Source organism: Hymenobacter psoromatis (assembly GCA_001596155.1).
Lineage (GTDB): Bacteria > Bacteroidota > Bacteroidia > Cytophagales > Hymenobacteraceae > Hymenobacter.
Genome location: CP014771.1, coordinates 913,462 through 939,771 on the forward strand (window position 1 = coordinate 913,462; position 26,310 = coordinate 939,771).

The following is a 26,310-nucleotide window of genomic DNA, read 5'->3' on the forward strand; positions in this document are numbered from 1 at the left end:
CCGGCCCCCGACGTTAGCTAACGTCGGGGGCCGGACTGTTTTTGGTACTTACTACCCCTTATTTTAAAGCTTATTGAGCGCAACGGCGCGGTAGGCGGCGGCCCGGCCAACGGCGGCTTTCAGGTCGTCCTGCAAGGGGCGGCTGCTGATGTTGCGCGGGTGCAGGTCGAGCAGCGTACCATCTTCGGCCAGCAGCACGGCGGTGGGAAGCCGGTCGATGCCATAGGCCTGCCGGACTTCGGCCCGGTGGCTGGCGGGCAAATACGTCTGCACGCCGGTGAGGGCGGGGTTCGCGCAGGCTACTGTCTGCTGCCAGGTGGAGATGTTTTCATCCAGCGCCACCATTACGATGGCTATTGGCTGGTCGGCCAGGGCGGTAGTCAGTTCCTTGAGGTAGGGAATCTCCCGCTGGCCGGCGGGGTAGCGGCTATCCCAAAACATCAGGTACACCAGCTTGCCGCGCAGGCTGGCCAGCGTCAGGGGCTGGCCATTGGCCAGGCGCAGCGGTAGCTCAGGCGCGGGGCTGCCGATGGCAAACGACTGGTGGTCGGCCAGGTCGGTGCGCAGCAAGGCTATCCAATTAGCGGGGGCTTTGGCCGTGGCGGCGTAGGTAGCCAGCAACGCCTGGGCGTGGGCCACGTGGCCTAGGCGAATGGTTTCGAGCACGATGCGGCCCAGCACTACCGGCCGGGCTTCGGCTTGCAACAGGCTATCGGCCAGGCGGTAGCAGGTCGGAAAGTACGCGGGGCTGGTGGGTTGGTACCCAATGGCACGGGCCTGGTAATGCACGTAGTCGAGCAGAAAATCCTGGTAATGAGGGCTCGTAACGGCCACTTCATTACCGGGCAGCAAACCTGGCTCTTTCAAAAAATCATAGTACTCCGCCGACAGCTGAACGCGGGGCTGGCCGGCCACCGTCTGCTCGCGCAGGTCAGCGTAGGTGAGGCGGTCTTCGGCGTAAGTATAGGCAATGTCGGCTTCGGCGTAGGCTTGGAAAGCGGGCGTGAGGCTGCCGCGCCGGTTGGCCTGCTTGAGCAACGTGCGCTCCCGGTCGCGCCGATAACCCAGAAAAGTCAGAAAGCCTCTTTCCAGCAGTTTGATATTCTCAGGCAGAATCTGGTAGTCGTCGTTGTTAACAAACCGCCGGCTATATTCCTGTAGGTAGTTATTTGCGGCGGCGGCGGGCCGGTGGGCCGCGCCATCGCCCGAGTCGAACCGGGCCGTGGCGGCCAGGTCGGGAGCATCGCCGTGCAGGTCGAGCACGTCGCCCGGCTCCAAAAACACCGTCATTTCCTCGTCACCGTAGCTTAGCTGCGCCAGCATGGGCTGGGCCACCGGCACCGTCAGGTCAAAATTACCTTCGGGCGTGACGTGCACGGCGCGTTGCTGCTCGTGCGTAGCCAGGGGCTGGCCCCACCACCTTATCAGCAGTTTTTCAGTACCCGTATTCACTAAGTGACCATGCAATTTGGCAGTAGTCTGCGCGGCTGCGGGTCCGGCCAGGAGAATAAAGCCAGCAAGCCAGAGCGGTAGTACTTTCATTCAGAAGGGGTAAGGTGGAGGGCAACCTGGCGGCGAAGTTAACCACTGCCACTTTAGAATACGTCCTTTCGGCCCTGGCCGTTCCAAAACCGTAGGCATTTCCAAATTTCTTGCCAGCTTTGCGGCCCCAATCCCCTTATTTTCGACCCTCATGTCGCAGCACAAAGAAATCAAGCTCGTTACTACCCACCAGATGCTGGCCATGAAGCAGCGGGGCGAGAAAATATCCATGCTCACCGCCTACGACTTTTCGATGGCTCAGATTCTGGACGGTGCCGGGGTGGACGTGCTGCTCGTGGGCGACTCGGCCTCCAACGTGATGGCGGGCCACGAGACTACCCTGCCCATTACCCTCGACCAGATGATATACCACGCCCAAAGCGTAGTGCGAGCCGTGAAGCGGGCTTTTGTGGTGGTCGATATGCCCTTTGGCTCGTACCAGGGCAACAGCAGCGAGGCGCTGCGCTCGGCCATCCGCATTATGAAGGAGAGCGGCGGCCACGGCGTGAAGCTCGAAGGCGGTGCCGAAATCAAAGACAGCATCGTGCGCATTCTCACGGCCGGCATTCCGGTGATGGGCCACCTGGGCCTTACCCCCCAAAGTATCTATAAGTTTGGCACTTACAACGTGCGGGCCAAGGAAGAAGCCGAGGCGCAGAAGCTAGTGGAGGACGCCCACCTGCTGCAGGAAATCGGCTGCTTCGGGCTGGTGCTGGAGAAGATTCCGGCCACCCTGGCCAAGCGCGTGGCCGAGGAGCTGACCATCCCGGTTATCGGCATCGGGGCCGGGCCCGACGTGGACGGTCAGGTGCTGGTGGTGCATGACGTGCTAGGCATCACTAAGGAGTTTCAGCCCCGCTTCCTGCGCCGCTATGCCGAGTTGCACGACATCATGACCCAGGCCGTGCAGCACTACGTGGCCGACGTAAAGAGCCGGGATTTTCCCAGCAAGGAAGAAGGCTATTAATTTGTAATCGCCTCGTTGTCAACTATTTTCTTCCCTACCCCCCTCCTCGCCGACCAGGCGCATTGGGCGTGCGGCCTTACCTTCACCGGCAGCAAGCTGAATCGTTCGGGTACTGCCACCAGCGCTGAACGCGCCTGCCTTGGCGCGGGCCAGGCTGCTACTTGCTTTTTGGTGCTTAAGAATTACTTTTTCCGCGGCCCGCGCCGCGGCTCTTTTGCTGCGTGAATCGTCCGAACCTGTGGGCCGAAGGCCAGGAAATAATTTTTGAAGACAATCACCTGCTGGTGATTAATAAGCCCGCCGGTATCTTGGTGCAGGGCGATGCGACCGGCGACGAGCCGCTTTCCAAAAAAGCCGAGGAGTACCTGAAATTCAAGTATAAAAAGCCGGGCGCGGCGTTCGTGGGCGTGTGCCACCGCATCGACCGGCCGGTGTCGGGCATCGTGGTGCTGGCCAAAACGAGCAAAGCACTGAGCCGCCTGAACGAGATGTTTCGGGACAGCCAGATGAAGAAAACCTACTGGGCGCTCATCGGCAAGCCGCCCGTGCCCGAGCAGGGCAAGCTGGTGCATTGGCTGGTGAAAGACCCCATGCGCAACGTTACCAAGGCCTATACCGATAAGCACGGCCAGGGCCAGCGCTCCGAGCTGAGCTACGAGCTGCTGGGCCCGGCGGCCAACCGCTACCTGCTGCAAGTGAACCCCGTAACGGGCCGGCCGCACCAGATTCGGGTGCAGCTGGCCACCGGCCTGGGCACGCCCATTGTGGGCGATGTGAAATACGGCTTCCTCAACCCGCTGCCCGACGTGAGCATTGCCCTGCACGCCCGCCAGCTGGAGATGCAGCACCCAGTTACGAAAGAAGCCCTGAAACTAGTGGCACCCCTGCCCGACGCCCCGCACTGGGATGCGGCGCGAGCTTTCGGTGAGGTGGTGAAATAGTGAGGTAGTGAGTTTACCTTACAGAAACTCACCACCTCACCGTCGGTGTAACATTATGGCATTGTACAACTCCGGGGCAATTTTGGCTAAACAACGGCCGTAATTTTGTCTTAACGGTGAACTATGCCCCACGGGAATAACTTTTGCGGGCAGCGCAATTCTCACGCTTATTTCATTTCCGAATGGCCATTCTGGTTTTTTTCGTTGCCCATTACTACTTGTCGCTGTTCACGCAGACATTTTACCTGCATCGCTACGCGGCGCACAAGATGTTTACGATGAACAAGTTTTGGGAGCGATTCTTCTTCCTGTTCACCTATATCTGCCAGGGTAGCAGCTTTTTGTCGCCGCGCGCCTATGCGCTGCTGCACCGCATGCACCACGCCTACTCCGACACGGAGCTGGACCCGCACTCGCCGCACTTCTCGAACAACGCGTTCGATATGATGTGGAAGACCAAGGTCATCTACAACGATGTGGTGAACGATACCCACGAAGAAGCCAAGCGCTTCGAAGGCGACATTCCGGAGTGGAAAAGCCTGGAGGCTTTTGGCGGCACCGTGTACTCGCGCCTGGGCTGGGGCACGGCCTACGTGCTCTTCTACATTGGCTTTGCTACGGCGTGGTGGCAATATCTGCTCCTACCCATCCACTTTTTGATGGGTCCGATTCACGGCGCTATCGTGAACTGGGGCGGCCACAAATACGGCTACCAGAACTTCGATAACCACGACAAGAGCAAGAACACGCTGGCCCTGGACTTCCTGGCTTTCGGCGAGCTGTTTCAGAACAACCACCACAAGCTGCCGATGCGCGTCAACTTCGGCGTGAAGTGGTGGGAGTTTGACCCGACCTACGTGGCCATCTGGACGCTGGATAAGGCCCGCGTTATCAAGATTAAGCGCAAGAACGTGCAGCCCAAGCAGCGCACGAAGAAGCTGGCACAGGCTGCGTAGTTGGCTGTAGGGTAAGCTTTAGCTTGCCTTCGTTCAACAAAACGGCAAGCTAAAGCTTACCCTACACAAAAAGGCCGAAGTTTGACTTCGGCCTTTTTTGTTGCGCTGATGCGCCGTACCTTTGCGGCCCCAAACAGGGAAATATTTCACCCAGATGCACGAGTTGCATCGCACAACCCCCAAGGTTTATGGCAGTTAAAATCCGCCTCGCCCGCCGTGGCCGCAAAAAGGCCGCGACTTACGATATCGTAGTAGCCGACGCCCGCGCTCCCCGCGATGGCCGCTTCATTGAGAAGCTCGGTACCTACAACCCTAATACCAACCCCGCTACCATTCAATACGACGGTGACCGCGCTTTTTACTGGGTAATGAACGGCGCGCAGCCTACCGAAACGGTACGTGCTATGCTGGCCTACCGCGGCGTATTGCTGCGTCGTCACTTGCAGCTTGGCGTTACGAAAGGCGCGCTGACGCAAGACGTGGCTGACCAGCGCTACCAGGATTGGCTGAGCGAGAAAGACACTAAAATCGAAGCCAAAAAGACTGGCCTCGTTGACACCAAGGCCGAGACGCGCAAGCAACAGCTTGCCGCCGAAACCAAGGTGAAGGAAACCCGCTCTGCTGCCCTGGCGCAGAAGCAGGCTGCCGCCCTGGCCGCCGCTACCCCCGCCGCTCCGGCAGCTGAAGAAGCTACCGAAGGCTCGACGGAAACCGCCGAAACTTCGGCCGAAGCTGCCGCGTAGCTTTCGGGGTAACCCGCTAGAAAAGAACGTCATGTTGAGGTTTTCTCGGCATGACGTTCTTTTTTAAGTCCCTACCCCCACTCCCCTTATTCGAGCTAACCATGACTCTTGAAGAATGCTTTGAGCTGGGCTTCATTGTGAAGCCCCACGCACTGAAAGGCCAGATGGCAGCCCAACTTGATGTGGACGACGCCGCCACCTATGGTAAGCTGAAGACGGTGTACGTGGCCCTGGCCACTGCGCCTACCAAGCTCACCGCCTACCAAGTGGAGCGCATAAACCCGCAGGTCGGGCAGCGCGTGCTGCTCAAGCTGCGCGGTATCGAGCGCATTGAGGAGGCCGAGCCACTGCGAGGCTCCAAGCTGTGGCTGCCGCTGAGCGAGCTGCCGGAGCTGAAGGACCACCAGTTTTACTTCCACGACGTCATTGGCTTTCAGGTTATTGATGAGAAAGGGGGGGCGCTGGGCGTCGTAGAGAATTTCTACGAGCTGCCACAGCAAGACGTGCTGGCCATGCGCTACAAAGGCCGGGAAGTGCTGCTACCGGTGGTTGATGAGCTGGTGAGCCACGCCGATATGGAGGCCAAACAGCTTTTTGTGAATATGCCCGAGGGCTTGCTGGACATCTACCTGAACCCCGGTGCCCACAAAAACCCGAACGCGGATTAATTACCAGCAGCATCCTTAAAAACAGGTGGTCGTCCTCAAAATCCGACCAATCCGGTTAATCCGATAAATTCGTGGTTCAGACAGATGCGCATCGACATTCTTACCTGCCAGCCAGCGCTGCTCGAAAGTCCGTTTGCCCATTCCATTGTGAAGCGGGCGCAGGACAAAGGCTTAGTTGAAATCTACCTGCACCAATTGCGGGATAAAGCCATCAACAAGCACGGGCAGATTGACGATGCCGTGTTTGGCGGCGGGGCGGGCATGGTGCTGCGCGTGGAGCCCATCGCGGCCTGGATGGACGAGCTGCAAGCCCAGCGGCCCTACGACGCCATCATCTACCTCACCCCTGATGGCGAAACGCTGCGCCAACCGCTGGCCAACCGGCTGTCGCTGCTGGGCAACATCATCGTGCTTTGTGGCCATTACAAGGGGGTGGACCAACGCATTCGCGACCAGTATGTTACGCATGAAATAAGCGTCGGCGACTTTGTACTGAGCGGTGGCGAGTTGGCGGCCGCGATACTTGTGGATGCCGTGGTGCGGCTGTTGCCCGGCGTGCTGGGCAACGAAGAATCAGCCTTGTCGGACTCGTTTCAGGATGATTTGCTGGCGCCGCCCGTGTACACCCGCCCCGCCGAATGGCGCGGACGGGCCGTGCCAGAAATTCTACTTTCGGGCAACACGCCCCTGATTGAGGAATGGCGCCACGAGCAGGCACTGGCCCGCACGCAGGCGCGCCGGCCCGACTTGCTGGGGTAATAACTGGCTATCATCCCTTCGCTATTCTCGCAATGACAGACATTTACTACCCCACCAGCTTGCATTTGCGCGGTTAATTTTCTATCTTTGCGCTCCGTTTCGCAAAATACCCAATCAGCGGGCAGCGGCGCTGCTCACTTTGTAATTCTTTTTTTTCGCCATGAGCGTATTACTCGATTTCATCAATGCCGAAGGCCAGGAGCGCCGCGCCAGCTTTCCCAAGTTTGCTGCCGGTGACACCATTAATGTGCACGTAAAAATCCGCGAGGGTAATAAGGAGCGCATTCAGCAGTTCCAGGGCGTGGTTCTTCAGCGCCGCAACCCCAGCAGCAACGGTGAGACATTCACCGTGCGTAAGATTTCAAACCAGATTGGCACCGAGCGGATTTTCCCGCTGCTGTCGCCCAACATCGACAAAATCGAAGTAATCCGCCGCGGCAAGGTGCGTCGCGCCCGTCTGTTCTACCTGCGCGGCCTGTCGGGCAAAGCTGCTCGCATCAAGGAGCGTCGCCGCGACATCGTGAAGGCAGTAGCTGCATAAGCGCTTCTTAATTATCAGAAAAAATCTAGCCGGCCTGCTACCTAGCAGGCCGGTTTTTTTGTATTCTTTAATTATTGGCAACTTCACCATGCATAAGCAGTTAGCGCCCTCGCTAGCCCGTGGTGCTAACGGGCAATTCGCGCCGGCGACGTAGCTTCGTTTTTGCGAAGGTTTATTTATTTCAGTGTACGTTCTAACGCCTATTTTGCCGGGGCAGCCGGCAGTTACCGACTTCTGGGCCTGCCTGGAGAAACGCCCCTTGCCTGGTGAACTGGCGGCTTATCTGCACGGGCACTGGTTACTAGGGCTGGCAGCGGCGCAAACCCACCTGGAGGCTACGCCCTTGCCACGTCACGAGTACCTGCGGCTGCATGTGTTTGGACGAGTATTGCATGATTTGGCCCGACAGGGGTGGCACTTTGTAGCGGTGGCTCCGGTGGTGCTGGGTGGGCCGCCGCGCCTGGGGGCTACTCCGCCCGACTCGGCCGACTGGGCGGGGCGGCCCCCGGAGGATACGGCGCGGCCTACCCGTGACGAAGTGAAAAAGCTATTGCAGCAGGCGCTGGTGGCGCATCGCGAAGAGCAATTGCTGGAGCCAGCCGTGCAACGCTTCGTGCGCCGCCTCGAACGGCCCCGCCGCCACGCCGGCCGCTTAGTGAGCGTACGTAGCCTCCTGGCCGACCCAAGGTTACTGGCCACTGACCTGCAAAATGCGCTGGCTGACCCTACCCCGGCCCAACGCGACGAGCGCCTGCTGAACCTGGTGCAGCCCTATTTGCAGGCCGCCACCGCCGACGATGTGGACGAATACACTGGCCTACCGCTGCTCGACATCTGGCGCTACTGCCGCTACACCTGGAGCCTGCCGTTTCAGACGCAGCCGGGCCGGCGGATGTTTTACCTGGTGCGCGACCGGGCGCGGCCGGGTCATCCCGTCATGGGCATCGGGGCGCTCGGGTCGTCGGTGGTGCAACTAACCGTGCGCGACGAATATATTGGGTGGAGCCTGGAAGCCCTGCGCGACTGCCCCGACCCGGCCCCGCGCCTGCGGGCGCTGGCCACCGAACTCAACCGCGCTATTGGCGAAATCTACCACCTGGATTTTTTGGCCGAGGGCGTGCTGCACGAAACCGACCTGGCCGCCCCTACCCCCGCCGCGCTCGACCGCTTGAGTGCCTACGCCAACCAGCAACCCCTGGCCAGCCGCGAACGTCAGAAACAACTGCTTGACTTGGTGGCCGAAGCCCAAACCCCGCTTTTTCGCCGTAAACGCGCCGAGACGCTGGGAGCGCTGCTAGCGGCGTAGCTTTAGGTGTTTTATTTCAACTAGCTGAATCCGTGCCGTTACTATATTATTGGAAGCCCGATAATTATTATCGTGACCTGGATTTTGGGGCTTCGTATCACCTCAACCAAAAAAATACACTACTGCACGAAATTGAGATTGGCGACAGCTTATGGGCCTTCACCCGTAGCAAAAAAACCGGACGCTATGTTCTGGCTGCTGAATTAGTTATCAAGGCTAAAACCTTCAACCCTGACACGTTCCGATATGGCAAGTACCGCGTTTGGGGTAGCCTTACTGCTTCGCGTTATTTTGACGTTGAAAACCAGCCCGATGCAGAGCCGATAATTCGAACGTTGGCTTCCATAAAAGCCAACGGAAAATACTTAGGACAAGCTTTCCAGGGCTACGCGGCCGTGCGGCGGCTAGCTCGGGCCGACCATTTGGTTTTACTGGAAGCTGCCCGGCATTATGCTTTGGAGCAGCGAGCGACTAATAAGATTTCCGAGCAGGATTTAGAAGAAAAGTTGCTCTACGGCCAGCCGCAAGATATTCAGAGCTTGGTTGAGGAAGAGGCTGTCGGATTGTCGCTGCTGCAGCGTGAGTACCTGTACACGCAAGCGCCATTTCGTAACCGGCAGTTTGCCGCGGAATTACAGACGCTCTACGCCGGGCGGTGCCAGATTTGTGGCTGGGACCCGCTTAGCATTTACGGTTTCTACCTATGCCATGCCCACCATATCCAATGGCTAAGCCGAGGTGGAGCCGACGGGTTGGAGAATATGATGCTGGTGTGCCCGAACCACCACGGAGCTATTCACCGGGGTGATGCGCCACTGGATTTTGGGAATGGCACGTTTGTGTTTGAGAGGCATACGGAACCGATTATATTGAATCAGCATCTGCTACTTTAGTAGGATTGCTACTTGCAGGCGCTAGTTACTGAGCTATTCTGAAACGGCGGGGCGTGTGGGAACATATATGCCAGCGCCCGCGACCAGCCCGAATTAGTAGCCGAATTACAAGCCGCCGCAGCGGCTGGGCAGCCGGTATTACTGGCCATTAATGAAGGGCCGTTGCGGCACTTATTGGCGACTGCACCCGACTTCATAGACCGGCCAACTTTACAAGCCGCCCTGGACCAGCCATTTGCCTACGTAGGGGCCGGGGTGCCGGCCGCCCTACCCGACCAACGCCCACTGGTACCGGCGGCCCTACTACTAAACCTGGGGGAACGCCAGGTACTAACGCACCGCTTTATGGCGCAGGCCCTGGACACTGCCCTCAACCAAGTAGAGTGGGAGAACGCACCAGATGAGGTGCAGACTAATTGCGCGGCGTTGCGCCAAACGTTGGTGCAAAACCGGCTTTACGAGTTGCTGACGGTGGTGCGTGAGGGGGGGCTACACGTAACCATGCACCAGTTGCTGGGGCTGCTGGCCCGCCTGCTTACGGGCGGCTACACTACCCACGAGCGGGCAAAAAAATATGCCCGGCCATACTACGAAACCGCCTTTGAGGAGCGGGCAGATAATGCCCTGGCGACCGCCCTGGCCGAACTTGACCCGGCCCGCCTACCCCACGCCCACCTCGACACGCACCAACTATGGGACGACCCGGCCGCGGTAGGCACTTGGCTACCCGGCCGCCGCCCCGACCAAAACACGCCTGGCCAAGCCTCCGATAAAAAAACGGCTATGCAGTGGTTCGAGCGCATTAAACGGCAGTTCTACTTTGAGAACCAGGACGGCGGGAAACTGCTGCAAGTGCTGCCTGCCGACCGATTCACGTTTAAATTACTGCTGGAAGAAGCCCGGGATGCCCCTGATACGGCACGGCGCAAGTTGCTGGGCGCACTGGCGCGGTTTGCCCACCAAACGGGCATGGCGGGCCGCGCCAGCCAACGGCCGGGGGCCTTGGCGACTACCGACCTGTATTTGTGGAGCGGACTACGCTATGATGCTGACCGCCCCCCGACGGTGCTGGTAGCCGGAGCCAGGGTAGCGGGCAAAGAACTGGCGGTTCAGTTGCCCGAATTGCTGCCGGCTGCTTACTACTTATTGGTGGGCGAAGACTATTCCCCCGACCATTTGCGGCTGGCCTGGGGCAACCCACCCGGCGAGCAAAGCCCAGCGTTGCGCATTGACCTGGATTTGTGGCGCGACCTGGAGAGTGTGCGGCGGGGGCTACCCGCCGAGCGGCGACCGGAGCAAGCCAGCCGGCGAATAGAGCGTTTTCTGGCGGCGTTAGCGGCGGCTCAGTCTGACGCGCCTACTTCCGAAATATGGATACTGAATATTGCCACCGGCCGAGCGGAGCTTATTCAGCTGGAAGCTAACGCGCAGGCACCCAATAAGCTCAAATACGTTTTGGCCGACCCTAACGCTTAATTAATTGTTTTATGGCTGAAAAGCATCCGTTTTACCCCATTGCTTATTTGGTTATTCAAGCGGCTTGGGGGTTTCGCCCCGACCGTGATATCAAGTCGGTGCATTTGGCTAATGGTTTTTTTCGTTATTTGTGTGACAGCGGACCTAGCGAAGTCAAGTTACTAAAAGAAGTGGTAGCCAGCCGGCGCGGTAATTCGCGCATTACGGCAAGCGATGTCTTGCGAATGCCCGCTTTCCGCAAGGTAATTGAAAACTCCGCTCCGCTACCAGTAGCGGAAGAAGCCACCGAGCGGCTACGGCTGGCCCTTGATGACGTGCTGAATCAGGATGGCGCATTTTATGCGGCTGCCCGTAATTCTACGCTCACCTTGACCCACCGCCAGCACCTGACTGACGACACCTATGACCAGGGCGCGGGCAGTTTATTAGCGCAGATACTGCTAGCCGCGCCCGACCAAACGGCTGTCGTGGCGCTTCGCACAGCACTCGACACCCCAGATAACACTACCTATCGGCTTACAGAACCTCTACTTACCCCACAAACGGGTAGTCTAGGAATATCCACCAAACAAGCAACGGCCGAGGTGCGCGAGCGGCTGGCGAAATCGTGTGTTTTGCCCGGTTGGCAAGCCAGCTTCACTACCCTGGCTGCCCACTACCTTGACCCCGCACCGGGTAAACCGCCGCTCGAAAAAACGGCTTTTCTGCAACGCGCCGTTAGTTTGGCCGGGCTGGGACTGCTGCTGCACCTTTATAACAGCGGCCCTGGCAACGGCTGCCAACCATTACTGCTGTGCGCCGATAACCCCCTGCCAACGGTACGGGAAGTGAGCCGTCATACGCTGGGGCTGGCCCGAGGGCGATTACGCGGGGCCTTTCAAGAAGCGCTACGTACTGAATTAGCGCGAAGTGGTGATGCTACTCGTAGCCCCGATGAGTATCAGGCGTGGGCTACTAGTTGGCTCCAGGAGAAAGAACGAGCGCAGTACTTGGATGCGCTGGCGCTGGAAAAGGCTCTTGGGACTTCTGATTTTGAAGCGGCGGTACGGGCTTTGACCGGGCCGGGACTAAAGGCGGCGGGGTCAAAATCGGCCGAGAGTTGCGCGTCAAGTTTAGGGCAGCGGCTAGGCATTCAATGGCCCCGGCGGCAAGGCGTTGGCCAGCCCTATCTATCGCCGGTCGCGGCCGTGTACGATGCCTTGGTAGGCGGCCTGCTAGCGCCGGGCCAGGTGGTGCCAATCGAGGACTTTTGGCAACTTGCTTATGAGCGTTTTGGCTTGCTGTGCGGGGCTTTACCGCTCGATGACCAGCGCCACCTGGGCAGCGTGGGCATCCTCAACTTGTCGCTCGATGACTTACAAGCCAATGCTCGCGCCGTGCTCGACGAATTGCGTCGCCTGGGCTATGCCCGCACCTACGCCGATGAGGTAACGCTCATCAGCGCGGGCTGGTAGGAGGCGGCTTTATTTTTTTACTGATTCTACGCCTTGTTATGCCGCTTGCTACTTTGTTTGACGAAGCCCTTCTTGCTACCCTGGAGGCGGCTTTTGAGGCGCTACCCCCCGGCATTATCATGGCCGGAATGCCGGCCGAGCCAACTGGTTGGCTGGCGCGTTTGGTAGCGGCTTTGCAACCGGACGAGCGGTACTACGTGAGCGTGGTTGGGGCTGATGCGGAACTGCGCGCCACGTTGCCCGCAGCAGCACCGGGCGACTTGCGTTTTGGGCTGGGCGCTACCCACGCGGTAGCGGTGCGCAATGCGGCCGAGGTGCCGACTACGGCCCGGCGCGTGGTAATCATGCTGCGCGCTGAAGCCCGCCTGCACTCGTTGCGCCAGCGCAATTACTTATCCTTCAGCCCGGCCGATGTAGTGCGGCACCTGGCGCAGCAGCAGGCTGGGATGGACCTTCCCCTACCTCAAAAACAGTTTTGGCAGTGTTTGGCGCAAGGTCAGCCGCCGGTAGCCCTGCTGGCCTTTCTGGATTTTTACCAAGCGGTAACCGGGGCGAGTCCGGCAGCCAGCCCCCGCGACGAGTTATACCGGCTGGGCTTGTTGCCCGACCCTTCCTTATTTAACGACAGCAAACCCCGCGGCGTAGCCGAACGCCTGGCCGAAAACGCCGACCTTACTCAAAAGCTCCTGCTGGGCGACCCGGCCCACCAGGAAACTGCTTATAAGCAGTACCAGGCCGCCGCCACCGTTGATACGCGCCTGGCCGAACGCTTACTAGCGGCATTCGCGGCCCTGCGCGCGATGGACCCGGCCGCGCCCCTGCCGCCGCAGTTGCAAGGGCTTGATTTGCCACTGGTGCGGCAACTTTTGGGCGGGCAGCTACCGACGACCGGGATTCTCACCAACCTGCCGGGCGGGTCCGCCAGCGTTCCAATCGCCGCGGGACCAGCGCCGGATTTTACGGGTACGAGCAACCCGGATGGGAGCGGGGCCGGCGCGGACAACTCTGGCGGCGCGGCTGACCCTGACGAAGAGGAGGACCCCGAACCAACCCCGGCTACCGGCGGGCGCTCGGGCGCGGCGGGCGGCCAGCGCGGCAGCACCGGCCCCAAAAAAAAGTATAATTTCGGCCTGGATGATGCCGTGGTGCATCTGGCTACCGGGGAGGTACCCGACCTGCCCGGCGGCTGGCAGGCCACGGCAACTAAGTTACTGGCCAAGTTGCGCATCCGGCTCGCTAAAACTCCCGAAGAAACCAAGCCGCTGGAAGTAGGCCGGGTGCAGGTAGTACATAGCAGTAATGCCGTGGCCCTGGCCCTCACCAATGGGTTACTAGGCCCCGAGCAATTGGGCGGCGTGCTTACCCTACCCCACCTAACCACGGCGGAGGAAGCGCTGGATGCCCTGACCGCCGACCAGCTACCCCCCGCCGCGCCGGCCTGGGATGCCGCTTGGCTGGCCGAGTTGCGGCGTTACCTGCGCACCGCCGATGGTTTGCTAGCCGGCCTGGATAGTGAACTCGCCCTGGAAGCCTACCTGACGGCACGGGCGGCACTACTGCCTTTCGGGGCGTTGCTGACTTCGGCTCCGCTCAGCGCGGTACTGCTCGATACCACCTTGCAAGCGGCCGCCGCGCAAGCCGTGGCTACCTACCACCACTTGCTGCGTACCGTGGCCGACCACTACGCCGACTTGCAGCGCCACAACAGCGCCGGGCAGCGCATTGCCAGTCTGCTGCTGCGCCTAGACGTGGTAGAAGTGCGGGCTGGCACCACCCACCGGGCCGCCCTGCTGGCTCCGTTGCACCCGCTGGCCCTTTGGAAATATCTGGAGTTGGCCCGCTTAGTCCTGGCTGGTCCTGCGCAGGCCCGCACCCTGCTCGACATTTTCACCGACCGGCGCGAGCTGACGCGCGAACCGTTGCGGGCCTTGGTGCTGCCGCCCGATGGCTCGTTTCCCACGGTGGCGTTGGCGCAGGCCGAGCGGCTGGGCGCGGCGTGGCCCGTGTACCGGCCCACGGGCCTGGTGCGCGTCACGGTTTCGGCGAAAATCCTGGTGCAGGCCGCTCGCAAGCTGGCGGTGCTGTACCCAGCGGTGCATCGCTGCCTGCGCGTATTCGTGCAGCACCCGGAGCACCTGGATACGGTGGCCGAAGCGCTGGAAGAACTACGGCACGAAACGAAGGACGACCGGGTAAAGTACGAGCGGTTTGAGGTGCTGATTGGCTTTTTGCCGGGCCGGCCGGTGTCGCTGCTACCCCTCGACCGGCTGCTGAATGAGGGCTTACTGACGCTGGAAACCCGCTTCGTAGCATCCGTAGCCGACGCGAGCGAGTGGCTGCGCGAGCAGCCGGTGCATTTGCTGGTGCTGGCAGGGCAGCGTCACCTGCACCCGCTGCCTATTGGGCGCGAGGCTACGCACCTGCACCCCTTGAGCCTACCCCAAGTGCTGGAGTATGACCAGTTCGACCCCGGCAATCCGCTGGTCCTGCGGCCCCGTGGCCAGCAGCCCAACCCCGACGATGAGGCCCTCAACCGACCGTTCGCGGCTTTCCATACGCTGGCCGCCGAGGTGGCCGGGCAGCCCGGCCGCGAGTGGTCGGGCAGCCGCAGCAAGCCCGCGCCCGATGGCACGCAGCCCGCGCTGCTGCCGCTGACGGTTTTCCTGCTCCTGTCGGCCGAAATCCCTACCTCGGCCGACCCCGACCACGTGTTGGTGCTGGCCCGGCAGGGCGGCCTCGGCGGCGATGCTGTGCTCACGCGCTGGAACCAGCGCTACGTAACCGGCGTGCGGGAGGCCGTCCTGAGCGGCCTCAACTACGCCAGCAATGCCGATGCCACCAAATTGCTGCGCCGCCTCGAAGCCACTGGTCACACCAACCTGCTACGGGCCATTAGCAATAAGAAGGAGGCTAAAAATGGCTTTTTGCCCACCGAACTCAACGGGCAGCTTGGTTTGGCCGTGGCCCTGCGCTGGTACGAAGACCAGGCCACTGACCATTTTCACCTCACCGTAAGCCTCGATTCGACGCTGGCAAGCCGCTGGCTGGCCCGCCGCGCTACCGGCCTGCGCCCCGACCTGCTGGGCATCCGCCGCCGGGCCAGCGATGGCGGCCTGAGCTTCGACCTTATCGAAGTGAAAGCCTACGCCGTGGCGGGCGACCTGGAGGCCCCCAACCAGCCCGGCCCCCAACTCCGGGCCGCCGCCCACGCCCTGCTCCCCATTCTCACCCAAACCGGCGGCGACTTATTTACCGACTGCCGCCGCGAGTTATTGCGCGAGCAAATTTTCCACGAGGGGAAACTGAGTCTGCCGCCCGGCGTAATTCCCGCGGAGTGGGCGGCCTGGGTTCAGCAAATCAGCACTGCCCTGGATGGAAAAACCAAGCCGGAAATCAACCTGCGACTGATTGAGGTAATCAAAGGCGAGTATTTCGAGCCCGACCCGCAGGAATCCTTTTCACCTGGTAATCCTACCGGCGATACCCTGGCCGAGCAGACTGGTATTCAGCGAACTAAGTTGGGTGAAAACAACATTCAGCAATACCTCAAGAACTCACCACCCCCTAGCCCGAGCACGGGCCGGCCGGTACCGCAAGTTCCTACGCCCCCACCAGGCCCGGCCGCTCCTGCTGAGCCTGTCTCATCTCCGGTGGCTATTTCACCGCAGAATACTACTACCCCTTCAATGCTGCCCGAAGCTTCGAGTCAGCCAACCTTGGCAGCCGCCGAACCCGCAGTTGCTGCGGTAACCGCCAGCGCTACCCCCGTCTTAACCCGGCCCGCTGACCTGGCCCAATTAGCGGGTGACTTATATGCCACGTTGCGGGATTTCAATATTCGCCTGGCCCGGCCCGTTGACCCGATGCTAGCCGATATAGGGCCGAGTTTGGTACGATTCAAAGTAGAACTAGCCAGAGGCCAGGGCGATAAGCCGGTGCGCAGTATGGCTTCGGATATCCAGCGGGGAATGCGGTTGCATTTTCTGCCTCGTATTGAGAACCTACCCGGCACGCAGTTCTTATTTGTAGAGGTACCGCGGGCCGACGCGCAGTTAGTACCCTTGCTGCCATTACTGGCGCACGAGGCCGCGCAGCCCTCCCGGCCCATTGGCTCGTTTCCGGCCGGTATGGCCCCCGATGGTACTATCCGCTGGCTCAACCTGCCTGATGTGCGCCACATGCTGGTAGGCGGCTCCAGTGGCTCGGGCAAGTCCATGTTTCTTAATGCCTTGATTGTCTCGCTAACAAGCCTTCAGCCGGCTACCCGGATGCAATTGATTTTAATTGACCCTAAGGGAGCTGAATTTACCTTTTTCAAACGCCTACCCCACCTGCGCACGCCCATCATCCGCGAGCCGTCATCGGCTATCGAAACCCTGGAGGCCCTTATGGCTGGCGAATACCTTCGGAGGCGCGACTTACTAGAGCAGTATCAGTGCCTCAATATTCAGGACTACTACCAAATTCAGCCCCCCGAAACCATGCCCCTCATCGCCGTGGTGGTTGATGAGTTGGAAACATTCCTGGGTTCCATGAACAAGGTTGACCGGGCAACCTTTGAAAACCTGCTTGGCAGTATTGCCCGGCTCACGCGCTACGTCGGTATTCATCTGGTAGTGGCTACCCAACGGCCCGATAGCAAGGTAATCTATGGAAACCTCAAGAATAACCTGGAGTGCCGGGTTGCCTTTAAGTTGGCTTCTAACGTTGATAGCCGGGTAGTACTTAACGAAGGCGGCGCGGAAAACCTAATGAAAAAGGGCGACATGCTACTGCAATTCGATAGCCACTTACAACGGTTGCAAGGCTTTTTCTTACATACTGAAGAACTACGTCAATTATTTAATTAATTTAATTCTTATTTTCTATTTATCTAAAGATAAGCGTAAATTTTAAATTATATATGTCTTAATTATGATTTTTCCGCTTTTAGCTCATCCAGTGCTTCTTGCGCTTCCTTCCTCTTCTTACGGTTTTTGGCTGAGTCTTTCTGCGCGTCTTCCGTAGCCTCCGTATAGCGGGCGGGCGGCGCGGAAGGCGGCGGGCCGGCGGCGAAGAACGCCAGGATATTGTGGCGCAGCGCGGGCGTCAGGTGCTCGTACTTGTGTTTCTGCAGCTCGCGCAGGAGGCGGTCATAGGTTTGGTCGGCCAGGATGTAGTCGGTGGGGTGGGTAGGGCGGCCGGTGTCGAGGTTGGTATTGGGCAGGTAGGCAGGGGCGGCGGTGGTGTCGGTGTGCTGCCGCAGGGCCAGCGTGCGGTAGCGGGCCAGCGCATCGCGGTAGCTGGCGCGAAAGCGGGCTTCATTGGCGGCGCTCGGCACCTGGAAAGCAAAAGGCTTGAGCGGGCCGATTTTGGGTAGAATACCCAGCACCGCCGATATGATGTGCGCGCCAAAGCCCGGCCGCTCGTGGTTGTTGCCAAACTCGCGCCGATACTGGCGGCGGCTCATGTGAAATATGTAGTCGCGGCGGCGCGCGCGCGGGCTGGTCTTGCGAATCTCCTTGCGCTTGTTGACCCAGGCGGCGCGCGCAGCAGCGGGCATTAGTTGATTGACGGTCAGCCGAAAAGCCGCTACCCCCGCATCCACATTGAATAGTACCTGGCCCAGCTCCAGGCCATAAGTTTGTAAAAAGGCGCGCTCCAGCACCGACTTACTCACTTGGAAGCCAATATACTTGTGGTAATCCTGCGAGCGGTAGCGGCCAGCCGCAATCTGCACCACGTCGAAGGAAAAATCAACTTCGGTGTGGTTGATGGGCGCCTGTTCGTAGGTCACAACCGGGCCAAACTCGGCCCGGCGCTTGGGATACACTTCGGGCAGGATGACGTTGGTAGCTTCGGGGTGGCCCACGTTGTCGGAGGTGTAGTGCGCCAGCGCGCCCAGGGCGAAGGCATATTCGTTGCGGTCGCGGGCCTCGCGCAGCAGATTGCGCACGAAATCGCCCGACCGCACGTAATGCGTGAGGTTGGTAAAAAACTCAGCACCAAGTGGGTAGTAGCCCATGTCCTGGATGATGGCGCCGCCGTAGGCGTAGCCTTTGGCTTCGTCCTGCTCGGCGGGGGTAGCGCCGGGGTAGCGCTGGCTGAGCAGCGGCAGCAGGGTTTTATTCCAGGTCGAGTCGATGACGGCCTGGTGAGTGAGCACCGAATAGGCCGCCGCCGGCACGGCCGGCGCGAGCAACGCGATGAAAAGGAGAGTTCGAAGAAAAGCACGCATGAAGTAGAAAGGCTCGGGGATGAAGCTGTGCCGTCAACGGAAAAAACGGCCGACCGTTTGGCTTAGGGGCGAATTAGGCAGGCGACCAAAGTCATTTTCCTACCCCTGCCTGAATGGACCGAGCGCAAGTAAGCCAGGTAGTTAGCGCGGCCGAAGGTCGGCAACGATTGCGTAGAAAAATCTGGTTCCGCGGCAGCCTGGCGAGTACGTTTGCCCCTTTCCGGGGCGGCCGCGAGTACGCGGCGCACTGGCGGCTACCTCTTTCCCCATCTTTTCCCAATGCTATCCCGACTAACAGCCGCCGTGGCGGCGCTGAGCCTGGGGGCCCTGCTGGCATTTGTGCCGGCTGCCCCCGGCAAGCGCAACGTGTATTTGATTGGCGATTCTACCATGTCGATAAAGCAGGTGAAAGCCTACCCCGAAACGGGTTGGGGAATGCCGTTTACGGCGTTTTTTGATGAATCGGTAACCGTGGACAACCGGGCGCAGAACGGGCGCAGCACCAAGTCATTTATCGCCGAAAACCGCTGGCAGCCCGTGGCCAGCGCCCTGCGGCCGGGCGATTACGTGTTTATTCAATTTGGGCACAACGACGAGGTACCAACCAAAAAGACCTACACGCCCGAGGCCGAGTTCACGGCCAACCTCAAGCGCTTCGTGGCTGAGACGCGCGCTCACCAGGCCCAACCGGTGCTGCTGACGCCGGTGGCCCGCCGCAAATTTGACGCCGCCGGCAAGGTGGAGGAAACCCACGCCGCCTACGCCGAGCTGGTGCGCGCCGTGGCCCGCGAAACTGCTACCCCCCTCATCGACCTCGACCGCAGCAGCCAGGCGCTGCTTCAGCAGTTTGGGCCGGAAAATTCCAAGCTCCTGTTCAACTACCTAGTGCCCGGCGAAAACCCCAATTACCCCGACGGCCGCGAGGATAACACGCACTTCAACGAGTTGGGCGCGCGCCGCATGGCCGAGCTGGTGCTGGCCGACATTCGGGCCTTGAAGCTGGGGCTGGCCGACCACATCGTGCAAGGCAAGGTGAAAGCTACCGTGGACGTGCAGGCCCGTTAGTGCCTGGTTACTACCTTCTTATTTTTATCCCATGCTGACTTCTATACTGACTAAAGTCGCGCCGCTAGCCCTGTTGGGCTGGCTGGCCGTGGTGCCCCCTACCCCCTGATGAAAGCCTTATTCTTACTCCTCGGCCTGAGCAGCGGCGCGTTGTTCAGCCAGGCCCAAACCACCGCTGCTACCGGCCCGCTTGTGGTGGCGGCCGATGGCAGCGGGCAGTTCCGCACGGTGCAGGCGGCCATTGATGCCGCGCCCAATCAGTCGGAAAAGCCGGTCGTTATTCAGCTCAAGCCCGGCACATACCACGAGAAAGTGCTGGTGCCGACCCTGAAAACGCACCTCGTGCTGCGCGGTGCCGGCGACGCGGCCGGCACGGTTATTACGTACAGCGACCATGTGGGGACGCCCGGCATCACTACCCCCTCCTCATACTCGGTGCTGGTGCAGGCCAATGATTTTACGGCGGAGAATGTGACCTTTGAGAATGCGGCGGGCTACGCGGCCGGCCAGGCGGTGGCGCTGAATGTGGAGGGCGACCGGGCCATTTTCCGGCGCTGCCGGCTGGTGGGCAACCAGGACGTGCTGCTGCTGGCCACCGGCGGCAGCCGGCAGTATTACCAGGATTGCTACATTGAGGGCACGACTGATTTTATTTTCGGGGCCGGCACCGGCGTGTTTGACCACTGCGTGATTAAGAGCAAGAAAAACTCGTTTGTGACGGCCGCTTCCACGCCGGCGGGGCAGGCGTTCGGCTTCGTGTTCATGGATTGCCAGCTGATAGCTGACACGGCGCTGGCCAAGAAAGTGTACCTGGGCCGGCCCTGGCGGCCCAATGCGCAGGTGGTGTACCTGCGCTGTGCGCTGGGCGGCCACATCGTGCCGGCCGGCTGGGACAACTGGAAAAACGCGGAGAACGAGAAAACCGCTTACTTCGCTGAGTATAAATCTAGCGGCCCCGGCGCCAACCCCGGTGCCCGCGTGCCGTGGAGCCATCAGCTCACGGCGCAGGAGGCCAAGAAATACACCTTGAAGCAAATTTTTGGGGGTAGGGAAGGCTGGGAGCCGAAGCGGTAGCGCCGCTAAACCGGCCAGCCACTGCAACAGTTGGTACCTTTGGGGGTCTTTAATGCTCTCCCTACCCTACCTCCTACCCCATGCGTATTTCCCGGCTGGCCGACCAGATGAGCGGCTCCGAAATTATTCGAATTGGCAACGCCGTGAGCGAACAGATTCGCCAGGGCGAAACCATTTGCAACCTCACCATCGGCGATTTTGACCCGAAGCTGTTCCCCATTCCGGCCGAGCTACGCGAGGGGGTAGTGGCCGCCTACCAAGCCGGCCAGACTAATTATCCACCCGCCGCCGGCACCGCCGACCTGCGCCAGGCGGCCGCCGATTTTTTAAAGAAGCAGCTGGGCCTCAGCTACTCGCCGGCCGATGAGTTTCTCGTTGCCGGCGGCTCGCGCCCGCTCATCTACGCGGCTTACCTGGCCCTGGTGGACCCCGGCGACCGCGTGGTATTCCCGGTGCCGTCGTGGAACAACAACCACTACTGCCACCTTTCGAGCGCCGAGGCGGTGATGGTGCCCACCCAGCCCGAAAACGACTTCATGCCTACCGCCGCCGAGCTGGCCCCGCAACTAAAAGGCGCGACGCTGCTGGCGCTGTGCTCGCCGCTCAACCCCACGGGCACGGTGTTTTCGAAGCAGGTTTTAGAAGAAATCTGCGACCTCGTGCTGGCCGAAAACCAGCGTCGCGGGCCGGATGAGAAGCCGCTCTACATTCTCTACGACCAGATTTATTGGCTGTTGACCTTCGGCCAGACCCAACATTTCGACCCGGTAAGCCTGCGGCCCGCCCTGCGTGACTACGTGGTGTATATCGACGGTATTTCGAAGTGCTTTGCCGCCACCGGCGTGCGCGTGGGCTACGCCTTCGGCCCCAAGTTGGTGCTCGATAAGATGAAAGCGCTGCTGGGCCACGTTGGGGCTTGGGCTCCCAAGGCCGAGCAGGTAGCCACCGCCAAGCTCCTACCCCAGGAAACGACCGTGAATAACTACCTTACGGGCTTCAAGGCCGGCCTGCAAGCCAGCCTCGAAGGCGCTTACCACGGCCTCAAGGACCTGCGCGCCCAGGGCTACCCCGTCGATGCCATCGTGCCGGCCGGCGCCATCTACCTCACCGCCAAAATCGACGTGCTGGGCCGCACCACGGCCACCGGCGAGGTGCTGGCCACGACCAAAGAAATCACGTCTTATCTGCTCACCGAGGCCGGGCTGGCGGTGGTGCCGTTCAGCGCCTTCGGCGCGTCGTCGTCGGAACCGTGGTTTCGCCTGTCGGTGGGAGCCGAGTCGCTGGCTTCCATTCAGGCAGCGCTGCCGCGCCTAAAGGCGGCTTTGGATAAGCTGACGTAGGCGATTTTATTCACTAAAAAGCCCCGATTGCGCCATGCAATCGGGGCTTTTTAGTGAATAAAAGCTGTCCGCTACTTACATAGTAGAAGTAGATTGGCTTTTTACTTTCATCTTGTGGCTTTTGCGCTTTTCCATCTTGTCGTCGCGCATTCCTTTTTTCATACTTGCCCGGTCTGCGGGGTTTGTTTGTTTCGCGGCGATATTAGACTGCGTTTCGATGGTGGCATCGGGTTTGCGAGCCGAAGTCGAGCCAGCGGGCGGCATTGTTCCCGAGGGGGGCGTGCCAGTGGGAGTTTGGGCAGCAGCGACACTAGCAGTACTCAGTACTAAGGCGCAGGCGAACAATAGGTTTTTCATGACGTGGAAAAATGACGTGAGGGTAGCGGTGCATTTGTTAAAGCATTTACTACCACCACGCTTTACGCAATTATTGGCGGCGAGTTAAACACAGAAACAAAATACTTGACAGCGCCCGCCATCAGGGCCTTAGCGCCCTACACGCCCAGACAGGCATAAACTATTTCCGACCCGTTAGCAACGCGATAGTGGCCCCCAGGCTGGCCGCCGCTATCACCCCCGCCACCACTGGGTGCAGGCGGGCGCGGGTGTAGAGGCTGGTTTGCATCACGTGGCCGGGGTTGTGGCCGTGCACTTTGGTGTGGGGGCCGTTGGGGCGGTGCAGCGAGCCGGCGGGGTCCACGGCGCGGGTACCGTCCTGCTTCTGCTGGGCCACGCCGGTTTTGGCCTCCATCCAGTCCATCACACCAGGAATATACTTATTGAGGCTGCTCATCACCTTGCCGCCGCCGCCCACGAAAATGTCGCGCATGGGCGTGGTGGCAGCGTGCAGGATGGCGTTGGCCACTTCCTCGGGCGCGTACACGGGCTGGGGCAGCTTGGGCTTTTCGGGCAGGTAGTTGCGGGCGTGCTCGGGAAAGGGTGTGTTGATGGCGGCGGGCTTGATGAGCGTGACCGACACGGGCGCTCGTTCATCGGCCAGCTCGATGCGTAGGGCATCGGTGAAGCCCTTCACGGCGTGCTTGCTGGAAGCGTACATGCCCTGGATGGGCACCGCCACGTCCGATACCACGCTGCCCAGGTTGATGAGCGCGCCGCCGTGCTTTTTGAGGTGCTTGATGGCTTCAAGCGACCCATTCACAATGCCCCAGAAGTTGGTGTCGTAGAGGCGCTTAAAGTCTTCGAGGTTACCTTGTTCGAGCTTGCCCCACATCCCTACCCCGGCATTATTGACCCACGTATCGAAGCCGCCAAAATGGGCGTGGGCCGCGTCGTGGATGCGGCGCACGGCGGCGGGGTCGGCCACGTCGGCGACCACGGTGGCCACGTGGTGGTTGCCGAGCTGCCGGGCCACGGCGTCGAGGTCGGCCTGCGAGCGGGCGGCCAGCACGAGTCGGGCACCGGCCTTGGCAGCGGCCTTCGCGGTGGCGAGGCCAATGCCGCTGGTGGCCCCGGTAATGACGATTATCTGCTGGTCGAGCGGTTTGAGCTTGATGGACATGGGGAAGGAACAGGGGGGTAGGAAGAAGAATAACCGGCAATGCCGGACTTGACTGTACGAACCAACTGCCCGAATGGATAGGCACCGACTGGACCCACCGGGCCGGCCTTACCTTTACAACTCTATTCCCAACCCTGCTTGATGACGGATTCTTTTTTACCTGATACTTCGCGAAAATCACTGGCGCTGCTGGGCTCCACGGGCTCCATTGGCACGCAGGCGCTGGAAGTGGTGCGCGAGCAGCCGGCCCAATTTCGGGTGGCGGTGCTCACGGCCGGGCGGCAGTGGCAGCTGCTGGTGCGGCAGGCGCTGGAGTTTCGGCCGGCGGCCGTGGTTATCGGCGATGCGTTTTACCAGGAAGTAAAGGCCGCCCTGGCCGGCCAGCCCGAAACCCAGGTGCTGGCTGGCGATACCGCCCTGCTCGAAGTGGTGCAGCGCCCCGACGTGAACGTGGTGCTCACGGCGCTGGTCGGCTACGCCGGCCTACCCCCCACCGTGGCCGCCATCCGGGCCGGCAAAGACATTGCGCTGGCCAACAAGGAAACGCTGGTGGTGGCTGGCGAGCTGATTACCAAGCTGGTGCAGGAGCACGGCGTGCGGCTGCTGCCCGTCGATTCGGAGCACTCGGCCATTTTTCAGTGCCTGGCGGGCGAAGCGGTGAACCCAATTGAGAAGGTCATTCTCACGGCCTCGGGCGGACCGTTTCGGGGGCGCAGCACCGCCGAGCTGGCCCACATTACCAAGGCACAGGCCCTGAAACACCCCAACTGGACGATGGGTACCAAAATCACCATCGACTCGGCCACGCTCATGAACAAGGGCCTGGAAGTGATTGAGGCTAAGTGGCTTTTTGACCTCACCAACGACCAAATCGACGTGGTGGTGCACCCCCAAAGCGTCGTGCACTCGCTGGTGCAGTTCCAGGATGGCTCGCTGAAGGCGCAGCTGGGCCTGCCTGATATGAAGCTGCCCATTCAGTACGCGCTGGGCTACCCGCGACGGCTGCGGAATGAATTTCCGCGATTTTCGTTTTTGGCCTACCCCACCCTCACCTTTGAAGCGCCCGACCTGGGCACGTTTCGCCACCTGCCGCTGGCTTTTGGGGCCATGCGGCGCGGCGGCACCGCGCCCTGCGTGCTCAACGCGGCCAACGAGGTGGCGGTGGCGGCATTTTTGCAGGATAAGGTGAGCTTCCTGGGCATGGCCGACGTGGTGGGCGAGTGCCTGGAAAGGGTGCCGTATCTTGCGGCCCCAACCCTGGCCGACTACGCCGCGACGGACGCCGAAGCGCGGCGCGTGGCGGCGGGGTTACTATAGCAGGCTACCTGAACGTCATGCTGAGCTTGCCGAAGCATCTTGCTCGCCTCGTTCAACGATTAGTTTACTACCCCACGCGAGATGCTTCGGCAAGCTCAGCATGACGTTCAGGTAGGGCGCGACGTACTTGTTTTTTCATTCCTCCTTTTTCTACTTTGGAAATTCTCATTATGATTGCTCAGCTAGTGCTGGGACTTTCGCTACTGGTTGGTTTACACGAGTTTGGGCACTTTGCCTTCGCGAAGCTGTTCAAGATAAAAGTCACGAAGTTTTACATCTTTTTTGACTTCCTCTTTCCCCTACCCCACGTCTGGAACTTCAGCCTGCTCAAGAAGAAAATAGGCGAGACGGAGTACGGCATTGGCTGGTTTCCGCTGGGTGGCTACGTGGCCATTCACGGCATGGTGGACGAAACGCAGGACGCCGACGCGCTGGCCGGCCCGCCGCAGCCCGACGAGTTTCGGGCCAAGCCGGCCTGGCAGCGCCTGTTGGTGATGCTGGGCGGCATTATCATGAACGTGATTACGGGCATCGTTATCTTCGCGGCGCTCACTTATAAGCTGGGCGAGAGCTACTTACCCGCCTCAGAAGCGCGCTACGGCGTGGTAACGACCAAGCTGGGCCGCGACATCGGTTTCCGCGACGGCGACCAGATTGTGAAAATCAACGGCCGGCCGTTCACTGAGTTCAATGAGGTGTACAATCCCGACGTGCTGCTCGGCAACGAGAGCTACTACACCGTGGAGCGCGGCGGGCAGCTCATCGACCTGCCCAAGCTGCCACGTACGTTTTTTGACCAGCTTAACCACCAGGGCGACAGCCTGTTCGTGGAGGCGCGCTCGCCCTTTACGCTGGCCGAGGTAGTGTCCGGCAACCCGGCCGCCAAGGCGGGCATCAAGGCCGGCGACCGCATTACCCAGATTGGCAGCGTGCCCATCAAGTACTACGACCAGCTGCTGCGCACCCTACCCCGCTTCAAGGGCCAGACGGTGCCCATCACGATTGAGCGCGACGGCCAGGCCCAGACGCTGCCCGTGGCGGTGAGCGCAGCCGGCAAAATCGGCGTGCGCCCCAAGCCGGAGCTGAATTTCAGCACCCGCTACTTCAACCTGGGCCAGTCGGTGCCGCAGGGTACCAAGCAGGCGTTCAGCGTTATCTCGCTGCAAGCCAAGGCGTTTGGCAAGATTTTGAAGCGCGAGGCGTCGGCGTCGGAAAGCCTGGGCGGCCCGGTCGAGATTGCCCAGCAGTTTGGCGGCGTTTGGAACTGGCCGCACTTCTGGAGCCTGGTGGGCACGCTGAGCATGGTGCTGGCGTTTATGAACCTGCTGCCCATCCCGGCTCTCGACGGCGGGCACGTGCTGTTCCTGCTCTACGAGATGATTTTGCGCCGCAAGCCGTCGGAGAAATTCCTCGAAGGCGCGCAACGCGTGGGTACGGTTCTTATTCTGGCTTTGATGGTGTATGTCATTGTCATCAAGCAAGTGATGAAGCTGTTCTAAGACTATTTTTGAGTAGATAATCGGCTGTCATTG

Annotated in this window: 21 protein-coding genes; 18 read left to right on the top strand and 3 right to left on the bottom strand. The window is 60.4% G+C overall.

Annotated elements, in window-relative coordinates; translation table 11 throughout:
• Positions 1–63 precede the first annotated feature (63 nt).
• A complete protein-coding gene (locus A0257_03900) occupies positions 64–1,542 on the bottom strand; it encodes a hypothetical protein (GenBank protein AMR26325.1) in 1,479 nt (492 codons plus the stop codon).
• Positions 1,543–1,693: 151 nt separating this feature from the next.
• Between A0257_03900 and A0257_03905 the strand changes: the two genes are divergently transcribed.
• The 13 genes from A0257_03905 (at position 1,694) to A0257_03965 (ending at position 17,096) form a co-directional block, all read left to right on the top strand.
• Positions 1,694–2,509, top strand: a complete 816-nt coding sequence (locus A0257_03905) for a 3-methyl-2-oxobutanoate hydroxymethyltransferase (GenBank protein ID AMR26326.1) — start codon at positions 1,694–1,696, stop codon at positions 2,507–2,509.
• A gap of 15 nt (positions 2,510–2,524) precedes the next feature.
• A complete protein-coding gene (locus A0257_03910) occupies positions 2,525–2,734 on the top strand; it encodes a hypothetical protein (protein ID AMR26327.1) in 210 nt (69 codons plus the stop codon).
• Positions 2,731–3,450, top strand: coding sequence for an RNA pseudouridine synthase (locus tag A0257_03915; GenBank protein AMR26328.1), 720 nt, complete (start codon positions 2,731–2,733; stop codon positions 3,448–3,450). Before A0257_03910 ends, A0257_03915 begins: the two co-directional genes overlap by 4 nt.
• Before the next feature lie 182 nt (positions 3,451–3,632).
• The gene (locus tag A0257_03920) at positions 3,633–4,406 is read left to right on the top strand and encodes a fatty acid desaturase (GenBank protein ID AMR26329.1); all 774 of its coding nucleotides are present in this window, start codon (positions 3,633–3,635) and stop codon (positions 4,404–4,406) included.
• A 188-nt stretch (positions 4,407–4,594) separates the two neighbouring features.
• On the top strand, positions 4,595–5,149 hold the full coding sequence (locus A0257_03925; protein ID AMR26330.1) for a 30S ribosomal protein S16: 555 nt from the start codon (positions 4,595–4,597) through the stop codon (positions 5,147–5,149).
• A 101-nt stretch (positions 5,150–5,250) separates the two neighbouring features.
• Complete coding sequence (locus A0257_03930; GenBank protein ID AMR26331.1) at positions 5,251–5,817, top strand: 16S rRNA processing protein RimM; 567 nt, start codon at positions 5,251–5,253, stop codon at positions 5,815–5,817.
• 84 nt (positions 5,818–5,901) lie between these two features.
• Positions 5,902–6,576: a tRNA (guanine(37)-N(1))-methyltransferase gene (locus A0257_03935; GenBank protein ID AMR26332.1), complete on the top strand. Its 675-nt coding sequence runs from the start codon at positions 5,902–5,904 to the stop codon at positions 6,574–6,576.
• 160 nt (positions 6,577–6,736) lie between these two features.
• Positions 6,737–7,117 (top strand): 50S ribosomal protein L19, encoded by a 381-nt coding sequence (locus A0257_03940; protein AMR26333.1) that lies wholly within the window; start codon positions 6,737–6,739, stop codon positions 7,115–7,117.
• A gap of 427 nt (positions 7,118–7,544) precedes the next feature.
• On the top strand, positions 7,545–8,423 hold the full coding sequence (locus tag A0257_03945) for a hypothetical protein (GenBank protein ID AMR26334.1): 879 nt from the start codon (positions 7,545–7,547) through the stop codon (positions 8,421–8,423).
• A gap of 32 nt (positions 8,424–8,455) precedes the next feature.
• Entirely contained in the window at positions 8,456–9,316 is an 861-nt protein-coding gene (locus A0257_03950) for a hypothetical protein (GenBank protein AMR26335.1), read from the top strand.
• Between the two features lie 255 nt (positions 9,317–9,571).
• On the top strand, positions 9,572–10,792 hold the full coding sequence (locus A0257_03955) for a hypothetical protein (protein AMR26336.1): 1,221 nt from the start codon (positions 9,572–9,574) through the stop codon (positions 10,790–10,792).
• Between the two features lie 11 nt (positions 10,793–10,803).
• Positions 10,804–12,246: a hypothetical protein gene (locus A0257_03960; GenBank protein ID AMR26337.1), complete on the top strand. Its 1,443-nt coding sequence runs from the start codon at positions 10,804–10,806 to the stop codon at positions 12,244–12,246.
• 38 nt (positions 12,247–12,284) lie between these two features.
• The gene (locus A0257_03965) at positions 12,285–17,096 is read left to right on the top strand and encodes a hypothetical protein (protein ID AMR26338.1); all 4,812 of its coding nucleotides are present in this window, start codon (positions 12,285–12,287) and stop codon (positions 17,094–17,096) included.
• A 62-nt stretch (positions 17,097–17,158) separates the two neighbouring features.
• Here A0257_03965 and A0257_03970 read toward each other — a convergent pair whose 3' ends face one another.
• Positions 17,159–18,427 (bottom strand): hypothetical protein, encoded by a 1,269-nt coding sequence (locus A0257_03970; protein AMR26339.1) that lies wholly within the window; start codon positions 18,425–18,427, stop codon positions 17,159–17,161.
• A gap of 315 nt (positions 18,428–18,742) precedes the next feature.
• On the opposite strand from A0257_03970, the gene A0257_03975 reads away from it, so the two are divergent.
• The 3 genes from A0257_03975 to A0257_03985 all read left to right on the top strand — a co-directional run bounded on the left by A0257_03975 (position 18,743) and on the right by A0257_03985 (position 21,942).
• Positions 18,743–19,528 (top strand): GntR family transcriptional regulator, encoded by a 786-nt coding sequence (locus A0257_03975; GenBank protein ID AMR26340.1) that lies wholly within the window; start codon positions 18,743–18,745, stop codon positions 19,526–19,528.
• A gap of 108 nt (positions 19,529–19,636) precedes the next feature.
• A complete protein-coding gene (locus A0257_03980) occupies positions 19,637–20,602 on the top strand; it encodes a pectin esterase (GenBank protein ID AMR26341.1) in 966 nt (321 codons plus the stop codon).
• 80 nt (positions 20,603–20,682) lie between these two features.
• Positions 20,683–21,942 (top strand): aminotransferase, encoded by a 1,260-nt coding sequence (locus A0257_03985; protein AMR26342.1) that lies wholly within the window; start codon positions 20,683–20,685, stop codon positions 21,940–21,942.
• 517 nt (positions 21,943–22,459) lie between these two features.
• Here A0257_03985 and A0257_03990 read toward each other — a convergent pair.
• Positions 22,460–23,461 carry a short-chain dehydrogenase gene (locus A0257_03990; GenBank protein ID AMR26343.1) on the bottom strand — a complete coding sequence of 334 codons (1,002 nt, stop codon included), beginning with the start codon at positions 23,459–23,461 and terminating at the stop codon, positions 22,460–22,462.
• 141 nt (positions 23,462–23,602) lie between these two features.
• Between A0257_03990 and A0257_03995 the strand changes: the two genes are divergently transcribed.
• Together A0257_03995 and A0257_04000 are read left to right on the top strand one after the other, a co-directional pair.
• Positions 23,603–24,778, top strand: a complete 1,176-nt coding sequence (locus tag A0257_03995) for a 1-deoxy-D-xylulose-5-phosphate reductoisomerase (GenBank protein AMR26344.1) — start codon at positions 23,603–23,605, stop codon at positions 24,776–24,778.
• 155 nt (positions 24,779–24,933) lie between these two features.
• Positions 24,934–26,277: an RIP metalloprotease RseP gene (locus A0257_04000; GenBank protein AMR26345.1), complete on the top strand. Its 1,344-nt coding sequence runs from the start codon at positions 24,934–24,936 to the stop codon at positions 26,275–26,277.
• Positions 26,278–26,310: the final 33 nt, after the last annotated feature.